This is a genomic window from Bradyrhizobium altum (assembly GCF_020889705.1).
Lineage (GTDB): Bacteria > Pseudomonadota > Alphaproteobacteria > Rhizobiales > Xanthobacteraceae > Bradyrhizobium > Bradyrhizobium altum.
The window spans coordinates 1-12,971 of sequence record NZ_JACMYP010000248.1 but is presented as its reverse complement, the minus strand read 5'-3'; the positions used below and the strand labels follow the sequence as shown (position 1 = coordinate 12,971).

14 protein-coding genes are annotated in these 12,971 nt (G+C 65.2%); 2 read left to right on the top strand and 12 right to left on the bottom strand.

The features are described from left to right. Positions 1-214: 214 nt before the first annotated feature. Positions 215-601, bottom strand: coding sequence for a hypothetical protein (locus tag H8B02_RS37890; protein ID WP_229170873.1), 387 nt, complete (start codon positions 599-601; stop codon positions 215-217). 140 nt (positions 602-741) lie between these two features. Between H8B02_RS37890 and H8B02_RS37885 the strand changes: the two genes are divergently transcribed. Then, positions 742-1,569: a DUF72 domain-containing protein gene (locus tag H8B02_RS37885; protein WP_229170872.1), complete on the top strand. Its 828-nt coding sequence runs from the start codon at positions 742-744 to the stop codon at positions 1,567-1,569. A gap of 10 nt (positions 1,570-1,579) precedes the next feature. After that, positions 1,580-2,041 carry a DUF488 domain-containing protein gene (locus H8B02_RS37880; RefSeq protein ID WP_229170871.1) on the top strand — a complete coding sequence of 154 codons (462 nt, stop codon included), beginning with the start codon at positions 1,580-1,582 and terminating at the stop codon, positions 2,039-2,041. 233 nt (positions 2,042-2,274) lie between these two features. On the opposite strand, the gene H8B02_RS37875 is transcribed toward H8B02_RS37880, so the two are convergent. From H8B02_RS37875 to H8B02_RS37825, 11 genes are all read right to left on the bottom strand, one after another. Further along, complete coding sequence (locus tag H8B02_RS37875) at positions 2,275-3,192, bottom strand: PhzF family protein (protein ID WP_229170870.1); 918 nt, start codon at positions 3,190-3,192, stop codon at positions 2,275-2,277. A gap of 91 nt (positions 3,193-3,283) precedes the next feature. Next, the gene (locus H8B02_RS37870) at positions 3,284-4,183 is read right to left on the bottom strand and encodes an amidohydrolase family protein (protein WP_229170869.1); all 900 of its coding nucleotides are present in this window, start codon (positions 4,181-4,183) and stop codon (positions 3,284-3,286) included. Between the two features lie 15 nt (positions 4,184-4,198). Then, positions 4,199-5,443: an MFS transporter gene (locus H8B02_RS37865; protein WP_229170868.1), complete on the bottom strand. Its 1,245-nt coding sequence runs from the start codon at positions 5,441-5,443 to the stop codon at positions 4,199-4,201. A 45-nt stretch (positions 5,444-5,488) separates the two neighbouring features. Beyond that, complete coding sequence (locus tag H8B02_RS37860) at positions 5,489-6,217, bottom strand: GntR family transcriptional regulator (protein ID WP_229170867.1); 729 nt, start codon at positions 6,215-6,217, stop codon at positions 5,489-5,491. Between the two features lie 71 nt (positions 6,218-6,288). After that, a complete protein-coding gene (locus H8B02_RS37855; RefSeq protein ID WP_229170866.1) occupies positions 6,289-7,602 on the bottom strand; it encodes an adenylate/guanylate cyclase domain-containing protein in 1,314 nt (437 codons plus the stop codon). Positions 7,603-7,711: 109 nt separating this feature from the next. Next, the gene (locus tag H8B02_RS37850; RefSeq protein WP_229170865.1) at positions 7,712-8,875 is read right to left on the bottom strand and encodes an ABC transporter permease; all 1,164 of its coding nucleotides are present in this window, start codon (positions 8,873-8,875) and stop codon (positions 7,712-7,714) included. Positions 8,876-8,881: 6 nt separating this feature from the next. Then, positions 8,882-9,841: an ABC transporter ATP-binding protein gene (locus H8B02_RS37845; protein ID WP_229170864.1), complete on the bottom strand. Its 960-nt coding sequence runs from the start codon at positions 9,839-9,841 to the stop codon at positions 8,882-8,884. After that, positions 9,838-10,623 carry an HlyD family secretion protein gene (locus tag H8B02_RS37840; RefSeq protein ID WP_229170863.1) on the bottom strand — a complete coding sequence of 262 codons (786 nt, stop codon included), beginning with the start codon at positions 10,621-10,623 and terminating at the stop codon, positions 9,838-9,840. Before H8B02_RS37840 ends, H8B02_RS37845 begins: the two co-directional genes overlap by 4 nt. Continuing rightward, complete coding sequence (locus tag H8B02_RS37835) at positions 10,620-11,345, bottom strand: TetR/AcrR family transcriptional regulator (protein WP_229170862.1); 726 nt, start codon at positions 11,343-11,345, stop codon at positions 10,620-10,622. The genes H8B02_RS37840 and H8B02_RS37835 overlap by 4 nt, the downstream gene beginning before the upstream one ends. A gap of 472 nt (positions 11,346-11,817) precedes the next feature. After that, positions 11,818-12,228: a DUF2000 family protein gene (locus tag H8B02_RS37830; protein WP_229170861.1), complete on the bottom strand. Its 411-nt coding sequence runs from the start codon at positions 12,226-12,228 to the stop codon at positions 11,818-11,820. 206 nt (positions 12,229-12,434) lie between these two features. Further along, complete coding sequence (locus H8B02_RS37825; protein WP_375781184.1) at positions 12,435-12,785, bottom strand: DUF4189 domain-containing protein; 351 nt, start codon at positions 12,783-12,785, stop codon at positions 12,435-12,437. Positions 12,786-12,971: the final 186 nt, after the last annotated feature.

Genomic DNA, 12,971 nt, shown 5'->3' with positions numbered 1-12,971 from the left:
AGCGGCGGGAGCCGCCTGTGGCTGCACGGCTGCGGGCTGGGTCGGGTTACGGAGCTGGCTCGGCGACGGTCCGTAGATGAACGCCGCCGCGAGCGCTACGGCTGCGACCACTGCGCCCAAGAAGCCTGCCGTCGATTGTGATCTCATGCCGATCATCCCCTTGCCTGCGCGGATTGATATCAAAAATCGGCCGGCCGCAACAGGATTCGGGAAGCTATTTCGCCGCGGCCCTGCGCCGGGTGAAGGCGGTCACGATGTCCTTCTGCGCCAGCTCGATCGCGCGGTTGGCCGTCGTCAGATTGGCGTCGGTATCCTGCTTGGGAAACTGCAGCGACAGGAAGTCGATCAGCGACACCCGGAAGTTCTGCCGCTCCGAGGGACAGACATTGGCGATCAGCGAGGTGAACTCCTGGTCGGACAGCGCCTTGTTGCTGTCGCGGGGATATTCGCGGGCAAGACAATTCCAGTAGGCGTCGCGGCCGGTGATCGCAAGCTTGTGCGCATCGTCGACCTCGTCGGCCATTGCAGCGGACGATATGGCAGCGGGCGATATGGCAGCAGAGGACGTGATCAAGAGGGCGGCCGCAACCAGCATGCGCATTGTTGTTCTCCATTTTGGCGCATCGTAGCGAAGAGCGACAACGACGATAAGCACCCCCGCGCCAATCTGGCAAACTGGCCAATCACGATTATTTTGACTACTCTCGATCCCCGTTCCCCCTCCTCGCGATGAGTGCAGTCGTGGCCAAAGCTCCCACCAAGGCGACCAAGACAGACGCAGGCAAAATCTATATCGGCATCGGCGGCTGGACCTTCGAGCCGTGGCGCGGGGTGTTCTATCCCGAGAAGCTCACGCAGGCGAAGGAGCTGTCCTACGCCGCCTCGAAGCTGACCTCGATCGAGATCAACGGCACCTATTACGGATCGCAGAAGCCGGAGAGCTTTCGCAAATGGGCCAGCGAAGTGCCCGACGGCTTCATCTTCTCGCTGAAGGGGCCGCGCTTCGCCACCAACCGCCGCGTGCTCGCCGAGGCCGGCGATTCGGTGAAGCGGTTCTATGATTCCGGCGTGCTGGAGCTGAAGGACCGGCTCGGCCCGGTGCTCTGGCAGTTCGCGCCGACCAAGAAATTCGACGGCGCCGATTTCGGCAAGTTCCTCGAGCTGCTGCCGCGCAAGCTCGACGGCCGCGCGCTGCGCCATGTCGTCGAAGTGCGTCACGACAGCTTTTGCGTGCCCGAATTCATCGCCCTCATTCGCGAGCACGAGGTGCCGGTGGTATTCGCCGAGCACGGCAAATATCCGGCGATCGCCGACGTCGCGAGCGACTTCGTCTATGCCCGGTTGCAGAAGGGCAATGACGAACTGAAGACCTGCTATCCGCCGAAGCAGCTCGACGCCTGGGCCAAGCGGTTTCAGGACTGGGCCGGCGGCAGCGAGCCGGACGACCTGCCGCGGGTCGACAAATCAGCGCCGAAGAAGGCGCCGCGCGACGTGTTCGCCTACGTGATCCACGAGGGCAAGATCCGCGCGCCGGCGGGCGCGATGGAATTGATCGAACGGGTGAAGTGAGGGAGAACCGATGGCGAAGGCGAAAAGGCTGTTCACCATCGGCTACGAGCAGACGCCGTCGAAGGCGGTGCTCGACGAGCTCCAGCACGCCGGTGTCAAGCTGCTGGTCGATGTTCGCGCGGTGGCCTCCTCGCGCCGTCCCGGCTTCTCCAAGAGCCAGCTCGCCGCGGGCCTCGACGAGCGCGGCATCGGCTACGTCCACCTCCGCGGCCTCGGCACGCCGAAGAGCGGCCGGGAGGCGGCGCGCAGCGGGCAATATGCGCTGCTGCACAAGATCTATTCGGCGCACCTCAAGACGGTGCAGGCCAAGGAGGAGCTCGACGAGCTGTCGGCGCTGGTGAAGAAGTCCGGCCCGGTCTGCATCCTCTGCTACGAGCGCGACCACGAACATTGTCACCGCCGCTGGATCGCCGAGATCATCGAGGAGCGCGACGGCGTCAAGATCGAGAATCTGGCCGCGCCGCAGGTCTAGAGCCTGATGAGATCAGGTAGAGCTCGAACGGCATCGAAGGTTCACCTCTCCCAAGGGAGAGGTCGATTTGCGCAGCAAATCGGGTGAGGGGTTACGGTCTATCGAGAGCAAGAACCCTCACCCGGATTGCACTGGACGATGCTTCGCATCGCCAAGCGCAATCCGACCTCTCCCCAACGGGGAGAGGTGAACCGAGACCGCGACAAGCCGGTCCAACCAAAACTCATCCCGCTCTAGCCTTCGTTCCCCGCGACACTCAGCGTTCCCTGCATCATCTGCACACAGGCCCCGCCGACATGCGCGGATACGATTGCGCCATCCTGCTTGCGCACGCGGGTCAGCAGCAGGCTCGGCCGGCCCATGTCAAAACCCTGGCCGACCGTCAGCTTCAGGGTGCCGTCGCGCAACGAATCGAGCGCGGCAAGCAGCGCGGCCACGGCAACCGTGGCGCTGCCCGTGGCCGGGTCCTCGATCAGGCCGCTTGATCCCGGAAAGAACATCCGTGCCTGCAGATCGCAAGGCGCCTCCGCAACGGGGACGTCGCGCGTGTAGAAGTACGCGGAGAATGCTCCGTCACGCGGGAAGAAGCGCGCGAACGCCGCCGCATCCGGTTTTGCCCGCCGCACCGCATCACGCGATCCGACCTCGAAGACCAGGAACGGCGTTCCGACGCCGACCACCTGCGGTGCCTGGCGATCCGTCCTGACGTCGTCTGCCGTGAGCGAGATCAGGCTCGCGACCTCGCCCGCGGAGAACTGCGACAGGCGCGACAGCGGCTGCGGCGCGGTCAGTTCAGTGGCAACGACCCTGCTGCCCTCTCGCGCGATATCGACCGGGACCAACCCCGCCTTCTCCTCGAAGATCAGACGCGGCTTCGGCTCCTTCGCAAGCTGTGCGAGCACGAAGGCGGTGCCGACATTGGGATGCCCGGCAAACGGCAGTTCTCTGACCGGCGTGAAGATGCGAACCTGGGCGTCGTTGGCCTTGTCCTGCGGCGGCAGCACGAAGGTCGTCTCGGAATAGTTGAACTCGGTCGCGATGGCCTGCATCTCTTCGGTCGACAGCCCTTCGGCGTCGAGCACCACGGCGAGCGGGTTGCCGCCGAAGGCGCGGTCGGTGAAAACGTCGACGGTGATATAGCGGCGCTGCATCTTGCGTGTCCTTGTGCCGGTCATCCGATGGCGTCATCGTAGCACAGCAGCAACGACGCCCTTCAGAGCACTCGGTACAATCGCGCGCGAGCTAAAAGCGAAACAGCTCGCGCGGCGATGCGAGCACGCGGGCGCGCTCGTCGGCGTCGGTGACGAGCTCGTCGAGGAATTTGCGGTTCTTGGCGTAGTTCTGCGTCGCCTCGAATTGGGTGTGCGGCCAGTCGCTGCCCCACAGCAGCCGGTCGACGCCGAAGGCCGTGCGCAGCAGCGGATAGGCCTGCTTCGCGAATGCCTCGCCGGCCGCGCCGTTGCGATAGGGCGCGGAGATCTTGACCCAGACATTTCGCGTCGCGCCCAGCTTGACCACCGACTGGAATCCGGGATCGTCGATGCCGAGCTTTGGATCGGGCAAGGCGAAATGATCGAGCACGACTTTCACGCCCTGGTCGAGCAGTGTTGGCGCGAGCGTCGCAAGATCGCCGGCGTTGCGCTGGATCTCGACCTGCCAATCGAGCGCCCTGATCTGTGCCAGCAGCGCCGTCCACTCCGGCGACGAAAGATCAGGGAGCTTCTGGCCGACCAGATTGAGACGGATGCCCGCCACCCCGGCGCGATCGAGCGCGCGTAGCTCGTCGGCTGCAATGGCAACGTCGACCACGGCGATGCCGCGCAGCCGGCCGTTGGTCGCCTTCAGGCATTCGGCGAGATAAGAATTGTCGGTGCCGAGAAAGCTCGGCTGCACCAACACGCCGTTGGTGATGCCGTTCTGGTCGAGTTGCTGCAGATAGAGCGCGAGCGGCGCGTCGTAGTCAGGCGCATAGCGCCGGCCGGGCGCGAGCTTCAGTCCGCGATGGAAGACGTGGGCGTGGGTATCGATCGCAAGTTTCGGCACCTCAGCCCTCACCTTGCTCGCCAATCCGCCCGCCGACAGCGCGGCAATCACTCCCGCGGCAAACCGGCGCCGCGTCAACCCATGTTCGTACGATGTCATGATCATTCCTCATCATCACGCGCGCGTGGCGACCGCCTGCTCGAAAACCTTGCCGCGGGTTTCCGGCAGCATCAGCACCGCGACCAGCACCAGCGAATAGGCGAACGCCGCGTCGATCCCGATCGCAGCACCAAGGCCGATGTGATCGCTGAGGTAGCCGACCAGGAACGGAAACGCCGCGGAGACGATGCGGCCGAAATTGTAGCAGAAGCCGACGCCGGTGCCTCGGACGCCGGCCGGATAGAGCTCGCTGAACAGCGCCGCCATGCTGGCGGGAATGCCCGCCGAGAAGAAACCCAGCGGGAAGCCGAGCACCAACATCTGCGAATTGGAGAGCGGCGCGAAGATGTAGACCAGCACCGTCACGACGCAGGCAGCGGCGAACAGCGTCACGTTGGCGCGCCGCCCGATCCGGTCGCTGATGATCCCCGAGACCACGCAGCCGCAGAAGAAGGCGACGATGATCACGGCGAGATAGGCGCTGGAGCCGAGCACCGAGAGATGCCGCACCTCGCGCAGGAAGGTCGGCAGGAATGTCGTCAACGCGGCATAGCCGCCATGGGCGCCGATGCCGAACAGGCCACCGATCAAGGTCGAGCGCAGCACGTCGCGGTGAAAGATTCCGGCGAGCGTCGCGAAGAACGGCGGCTCGGCCGCGCGCGCTGCAGCGCGCGGCGGCTCCTTCAGCCCGCGGCGGATGTACAGGATCAGCAGCGCCGGGATCAGGCCGACGGCGAACAGGATGCGCCAGGCGATATCGGCGGGCGCATAGGTGAAGACCAAGGCTGAGAGCAGCACTGCGGCGCCCCAGCCGACCGCCCATGCGCTCTGCACGGCGCCGAGCGCCTTGCCGCGATGCTCGGCGCGAATGATCTCCGCCATCAGCACCGCGCCACAGGCCCATTCCGCGCCGAAGCCGATGCCCTGGATCGCCTTCAGGATCACGAGTTGGCTGTAGTTCATCGCGAAGGCCGAGGCGAAGGTCGCAAGCGCAAAGGTCGCGACCGTGATCTGCAACGCCTGCACCCGACCGAAACGGTCGCCGAGCGCGCCGCCGAGCCAGCCACCGAACGCGCCGAAGAACAGCGTGACCGAGCCGAGCAACCCTGCGTCGGCCTTGCTGATCCCGAAGGCTGTGATCAGCGCCGGAATGGCGAGGCTGAACATCTGGACGTCGAGCGCATCTAACCCCCAGCCGCCAAAGCTTGCCCAGAAGGTGCGCCGCTCGAGCGGCGAGCATTCGCTGTACCAGTTTGCCATTTCTTCTCCCTGTGAATTCTTATGTTGTTGTGTTTGGTTGCCGCGCTACCTGATCTCGGCGTGGTAGCGGAAGCGATCCGCCGGCCCGCGCGAGCGGCGCCATTCGATCGGTCGCCGCTCCAGATCGAAGGCCAGGCGCTCGATCACGATCAGCGGCGCGTTGGCCTCGAGCCGCAGCAGGCGCGATTGCATCTCGGTCGCGATCTCGACGGTGAGGATTTCATCGGCGGAAACCACGACCTGGCCGCAGCGGTCCTCGTAGAGCGGATACAGCAAGTCGCCGAACTCGGAGGTCGCGAGCGCGAGCAGCGCCTCGAAGCGCGATCTCTCGAGCCAGATCTCTTCGGCGAGCAGCGGCACGTCGTCGATCAGCCGCAGGCGCGACAGGCTGATGACGGGCTCGCCGACGCCGATGCGCAGCGCCGAGGCCACAGCCGAGGTCGCCGGCATCGCCTTCCGCCGCAGGATACGGCTTTGCGGCACGCGGCGCTCGCCGCTCTCCGACTGGAAGCGGAAGAAGCGGAACAGCGACGAATTGAACCGCGCGCGGCGCACGAAGGTGCCGCGGCCCTGCTGGCGCTCCAGCACGCCGTCGCTGACGAGCTGATCGATCGCCTTGCGCACGGTGCCGATGGCGACGCCGTAATGCGCGCCGAGCTCGGCCTCGGAGGGGATCAGGTCCCCGGGACGCCATTCATTGCGATTGATGCGCGCCGCGAGGTCGTCGCGGAGACGCTGGTAGCGCGGCAAGCGGTCGTCGAGGGTCGAATTCATATAGTCATCTATATGAGTATATCACGCCACGTCAATCGCTACCTTAATACCTCAAACTTGGATGCTGCGGCCTACCCCAACTGCCAGACCGGCACTGGGTGCTCGTAACCTCGCACCGGAATCTCGCCGCGCGAGACGGCGTCCTTGCATTCGTCGCCGAGCGCCTCGCGCACCGCAGACGAGATCAGGAATTGCGAGCCGAGCTCCTTGTTGAGCGCCTCGAGCCGGGCGGCAAAGTTCACGGTATCGCCGATCACGGTGTATTCCTTGCGCCGCGGCGAGCCGATACTGCCGGCCACGACCTCGCCGATATGGATGCCGATCCCGATCCGCAGCGGCCAGCTCGACGACGCATTGGTGCGCTCGTTGGCGGCCAGCATCTCGCGCGCGGCGGCGACCGCCTGATGCGCGGCGTCGCCGGTCTCGAACGGCGCGCCGAACAGCGCGAGAAAGCCGTCGCCCAGAAACTTGTTCACGATGCCGCCATGGCGATCGAGGATATCGACCAGCACCGCGAAGGCGCCGTCGAGCCGGTCCACCACCTCCTGCGGCGAGCGTGAGCGCGCGCCCGCGGTGAAGCTGCGGAAATCGACGAACATCACGGCGACACGGCGGATGTCGCTCGCGGTGGAGGCCCCCTCCGCCATCAGGCGTTCGACCACCTGCGGCGAGACGTGCTGGCCAAACAGATTGGTGATGCGGTCGCGCGCGGTGGCGGCGGCGATGCTGGCCGCGAACTGACGCCGCAGCTGCAGGCCAACCGCGCCCGCGAGCACGCCGCAGATCAGGACGATCGTGCTGCGCGCGGCGTGATAATAGATGCCCTGATCGGCCGCGACACCATCAGCCGCATGGAAGAACACCGCCATGTAGAACAGCTCGGCCGCCGCGACGACGCCGGTGAAGGTCGAGAGCCAGAAATCGAGCCGCAGCGTCGAGAGGATGATGAAGACGAAATAGACCAGAGGGGCCACGAAGCCAAGCGCCTCCTGGCGGCCCATGCTGTCGATATGCAGCGCCAGCACGACGGTCGGCAGCGAGGTCTCGACCAGCACGCCGATGTAGCGCCGGATCACCGGCAGGTCGCGGCCCTTGCGCCTGTACCAGCTGATCGCACCGTGCACCCAGATCTCGAACAGGATCAGCGGAACGGTGACATAGAAGATGTAGGCGGGGTCGAGGTTGCCGTGCCAGACCCGGCTGACCGCCTCGGGCGCGAACACATACACCAACAGGCTGATCGCCCCGAGCACGATGGCGGTGCCGATCAGCACCTTGATGCGGAGCAGCTCGGTGGTCATCACCTCGCGCATCAAGGCGTGGTGGAAATCGGCGGATACGGTCGTGCCTGCCGCTGCGCTGTCACTGTCCGAAGATTCCGCCATTTCCCCGCCCCGGTCATTCCGGGGCGCGAAGCGAACCCGGAATCTCGAGATTCCGGGCTCACCCTCGAGGCGCCCCGGAATGACGATCAACAATCACTCCCATTCTGCCTCAATCGAGCGTGCGGCGGAAGCGCGTCACGGCAACCGTCATGGCGAACAGCATCAGGGCGGCCAGCGCGATGGTGTCGTATTGCAGGTTCGGCATCCCGGCGCCCTTCAGCATGATGGCCCGGACGATGCGGACGAAATGGGTCAACGGCAGCCCCTCGCCGATATATTGCGCCCAGACCGGCATGCCCGCGAACGGAAACATGAAGCCGGACAGCAGGATGCTGGGCAGGAAGAACATCATCGAGAGCTGCATCGCCTGCAGCTGGTTCTGCACGATGGTCGAGAAGGTGTAGCCGATCGACAGATTGGTGGTGATGAACAGCGTGGTGAGCAGCGCCAGCAGCGTCAGGCTGCCGAGGACCGGCACGCCGAACAGCAAGATACCGATGGCGATGATCAGCGTGGCCTGGATGAAGCCGACCAGTACATAAGGGATGATCTTGCCGAACATCACCTCGACCGGCTTGATCGGCATCGACAGCAGGCTCTCCATGGTGCCGCGCTCGATCTCGCGCGTCACCGAGAGCGCGGTGAAGATCAGCATCGTCATGGTCAGGATGGTCCCGACCAGGCCGGGCACGATGTTGAGGCGCGAATCCGCTGCCGGGTTGTAGCGGGCATGGGCGCGGATCTCGAACGGCATGTCAGGGGGATCGCCGATATGCAGGTCATGAGCGAGCGCCGATTGCACCAGCGGCCCGAGCGTGCCGAGCGCCGAACCCGCCGCGGTGGGGTCAGTGGCATCGGCCGCGACCAGCAGCGCCGGCCGGTCGCCGCGCCGCACCGCGCGCTCGAAGCCGCGCGGGATCTCGACCCCGAACAGCACCTTGCCGGATTGCAAGAGCTCGTCGAACTCCTCGACGGTGTGGACCTCGCGGACAAAATGGAAATAGGCGGTGTTCTCCATCGCCTTCAGGATCGAACGCCCGAGGTCGGTGTCCTCCTGGGTCAGCACCGCGGTCGGCAGATTGCGCGGCGTGGTGTTGATGGCGTAGCCGAACAACGTCAGCTGCATCACCGGAAGCATGATGATCATGGCGAACGAGACGCGGTCGCGGCGGAGCTGGATGAACTCCTTGACCAGCATCGCATAGCTGCGCCGCCAGAAGCCGAATGCCGGCTCCCTCTCTTCACCTTTCTGGATCGTATCCGTCGCGCTCATCGGAACCTATCCCTGAAAGTTGTCCTTGGAGCGCCCCATCAAATCGATGAAGACGTCTTCGAGCGACGGCTCGCTCGGCTGCCAGTGCCATTTCGAATTGTTTCGATACGGCGCGATGGCGGCCTCGAGCGCCGCCTTGTCGCGGCCGGAGACGTGCAGGCTGGTGCCGAACGGCGCCACCATGTCGACGCCGGGCTTGCCGGTGAGCTCGGCGATCAGCCCGTTGAAATCCTCGCCCGTCACCGTCAAGGTCGACAGCGCGGAGGCCGCGATCACCTCATCCACCGTGCCGTGGGCCAAGAGGTGACCGTAGGCGATATAGGCGATCTCGTGACAGCGTTCGGCCTCGTCCATGTAATGGGTCGAGACCAGCACCGTGAGGCCTTCGGCCGCGAGCGCGTGGATCTCGTTCCAGAAATCGCGCCGCGCCTTGGGATCGACGCCGGCGGTCGGCTCGTCCAGCAGCAGCAATTGCGGATTGGGCAGCGTGCAGGCGCCGAGCGCCAGCCGCTGCTTCCAGCCGCCGGAGAGATTGGCGGCGAGTTGCTCCTCGCGGCCCTTCAGCCCGATCCGCGCGATCATGTCGGCCGCGGCGCCGCGCGCATCAGGCATGCCATAGAGCCGCGCGACGAACTCCAGATTCTCGCGCACCGACAGATCCTGGTAGAGGCTGAAGCGCTGCGTCATATAGCCGACCTTGCGCTTGATCTTGTCGGCATCGCGCCGGATGTCGTAGCCGAGACAGGTGCCCTCGCCGCTGTCGGGCGTCAGCAGTCCGCACAGGATGCGGATGGTCGTGGTCTTGCCGCTGCCGTTGGGGCCGAGGAAGCCATAGATCGAGCCGCGCTTGACCTGCATCGACAGGTCATGGACCACCTCGCGCCCATTGAACGATTTGGTCAGGCCCTTCACATCGATCGCGATGGATGATGCGTTGGAGCGGGCGTTGGTCGGACCGCCGTTCATCTGCGTTCCGCCATTGGCGTCTTGGGATTGAGGTAGATGCTGATCGGCTGGCCGACGCGCAGGACATCGGGGCGGCTCGGCCGCGCCTGGATCAGATAGACCAGCTTGTTGCGCTCATCGAGGCTGTAGATGACGGGCGGCGTGTACTCCGCCGTGGTCGCGATGAAATAGATCTTCGCGATGAGATCGGCGGCGCAATTGTCGCAGGTCACCCTCACCTCGTCGCCGAGCGCAAGCTTCGGCAGCTCGGTCTCCGGCACGAAGAAGCGCAGCTTCATGTTGCCGGGCGGCATGATCGACAGCACCGGCCGCTGCGCCTGCACCATCTCGCCCTCGCGGAAATAGATCTGCTGGATCGCGCCCGCGATCGGCGCAAAGCCCTTGCGGCGGTCGAGCCGGGTCTGCGAGGTGACGACGCGCGCCTCCGCGACACGCAGCGCCGAGACGGCGGAATCCAGATTAGCCTGGGTGCCGGCGCCGGTGCCGCGCAGCGAGGCCGCGCGGTCATAGCTCTGCTGCGCGTTCGCCAGGGTCGCGTTGTTCTGGTTGAGATCTGCGCGCTGCAGATCGTCGTCGACCGAATAGAGCATGTCGCCGGGCTTGACCTCGTCGCCCTCGCGCACGTTGAGCTTGATGACGCGGCCGGATTCATCGGGGCTGACGAAGATCATGTCGGCCTCGACCCAGCCCTGGAAGCCGGGGTCCCGCTTCTCCTTGCAGCCAGCGAGCGCCGCCGCCAGCGCGACGACCGTCATCAGCTTCATCATGCGCGACGCGGTCATGTCTTCCCCCGTTCGCCGAAGATCAGATCGAGATGAACCTTGAACATCGCGAGCCCGTCGAGCGGCGCATGCCGGGCAAACAGGCTCTGCCAGATCACCGCGACGATCGCGGGCGCGACGACCAGCTGCGGGAAATCCCCGAGCTCGCGGTGCTTGATCTCGCCGCGCGTGATCGCGAGCTGGACCAGCGCCTTCATGCCGGTCAGGCCCTTCGACACCACCTCGCGGAAATAGAAATCGGCGATCGCCGGGAAGCGCGGCCCTTCGGACACGATCAGGCGGATGATGTCGCCGCGCCGTGTCGCCACGACCTCGCGCATGAAGGTCTCGGCAAATCCCTCCACCGCATCGCGCACGGGACCGGTGATCGTCGGCAGTGCGGTCAGGCGGCCGATCAGCGGCACCAGTGCGGTGCGGATCAGCTCCTCGAACATCGTTTCCTTGTCCTTGAAGTAGAGATAGAGCGTGCCCTTGGCGACGCCCGCCCGCTTGGCGACGTCGTCGAGCCGCGTCGCGGCAAAGCCGCGTGCGATGAACTCGTCCATCGCCGCCTCGATGATCGCCGCGCGCCGCTCCGCGGATTTCCCGGCGCGGCCCGCAGCCGGCTTCGCCTCAGGCAGGGGTGCCGAGGCCACCTTCGGGATCCTCGCCGCCGCAGGGCGGATCGTGGTCCGGCGCTTGGCGGGCTGGGTGCCGGTCGTCTTTTCGGTGCGCTTTGTCATGCCTACAATATGACTGACTGGTCAGTCATTGTCAATGTGATCGGGGAAAACGCGCGACCCTACCAAGCGTTCCTGTTGGTCGGGACGATCCTGGATGCGGGCATGCGACTCCGATCTCGCGGCCCAAACGCCCGAGTTTGCTGGGTATTTTAGCCCATCCGGCGATCAGAGGGCGCAGGGAAAGCCGGGCGCCGATCGTGAGCGTTCTTTGTCGCACTCCGTCATTCCGAGGCGAGCGAAGCACGAGCCCGGAATCCATCGAGCCGGACAACGCCTGGATGAATGGATTCCGGGCTCTCGCTTCGCGAGCCCTCAGGTGTGCAATTGCGCACCGGGGAATGACGAGTTGGCGCGCTAGGTGTGAAACTTCAGCTCGTAGGATGGGTAGAGCGCAGCAAAACCCATCATCTCACCGCGCGGATACAAGTGATGGGTTTTGCTTCGCTCTACCCATCCTACGCATACCCATCGACTACGTATGAAACTTCAACCCATCGAGGATCTTGTCGACCACCTTCCGCTCGGCGCGAATGGCGAGGCCGACCAGGTTGAGGTCACTCCGTGCCACCGCCCTCACCACCTCGCGATTGGCGGCGTCATGTGTGGTCCTGAACATGTCCTCGGTGTAGAGCGCCGGCCGCACGTCGCGCGCCAGTGCGCGATCCAGCGCGCGCGACAACTGTGCACGGTCGGCGCCGTAGATCAGGATCGGCTGGCCGATCAGGGAGAGATATCTGGTCCCCGAGCCGTCCTCGTAATTCTCGCCGATACATTCGGGGAAGGAAGCGGCAATGCCACCGGCCAGAAACGACGCCACGTTGAGCTTCTGCCAGACTTCCAGGTCGGTGCGGATCACGACCGCGATCTTGGTGTCGAACTGCATCGCTCGAGCTTAGCGGCGGAGCTGTGGCCGGGCCAGCCCTGCCGGCGCAAGGCACGCTAGCATATTGGTGACAGCGCGTAGCCCGCATGAGCGAAGCGATATGCGGGTTCGACCGCCCGGATATCGCTTCGCTCATCCGGGCTACGAGAGCCGAGTTGTTGTTTCCGAATGTCGCAAGCCCTCACGCGGCCTCTCGAACGGACCGCCTACCCCTTGGCGTCGCAGGCCCAGGCGCGGATCACGCATTCCTTGCCGCCATAGTCGTAGCACTTCTTGGTCGCGGCATTGAGCGAGCTCGAGATCTTCGGCGCCACCGCATAGCCATGGGCGCCGCAAGGATTCTTCATGTCGATCGCAAGTGCTGCACAGGCGCGTTTCATGGTGACGGTGGTGCAATCGCCCTTGCACTGCTTCAGCGCCGCGGCGCGCGCAGCGCCTTCCGCCGGATAGTCGTAGGCCTGGCCATACGCCCCGCACTTGCCGACCGCGAACGCGCCGGCCGCGTGAGCCTTGGGGACGAAGGTCTCCACGGAGAAACGCGTGGCACCGAGCAGCAATGTCAGGACGAGAATCGTCAGCGCGCGGCGCTGCGCGGCGGCGGTCGAAATGATCAAGCGGAAATCCCCCAAAGTCCGGCGCGGACTGTACAAAGGGGTCGTTTCCAGATGCTGAATGACGGGCTGAAGGGCGCAACTCCAACCACACGTCGTCCCGGCCTAGTGCGCAATTGCGCACGGGGGGCC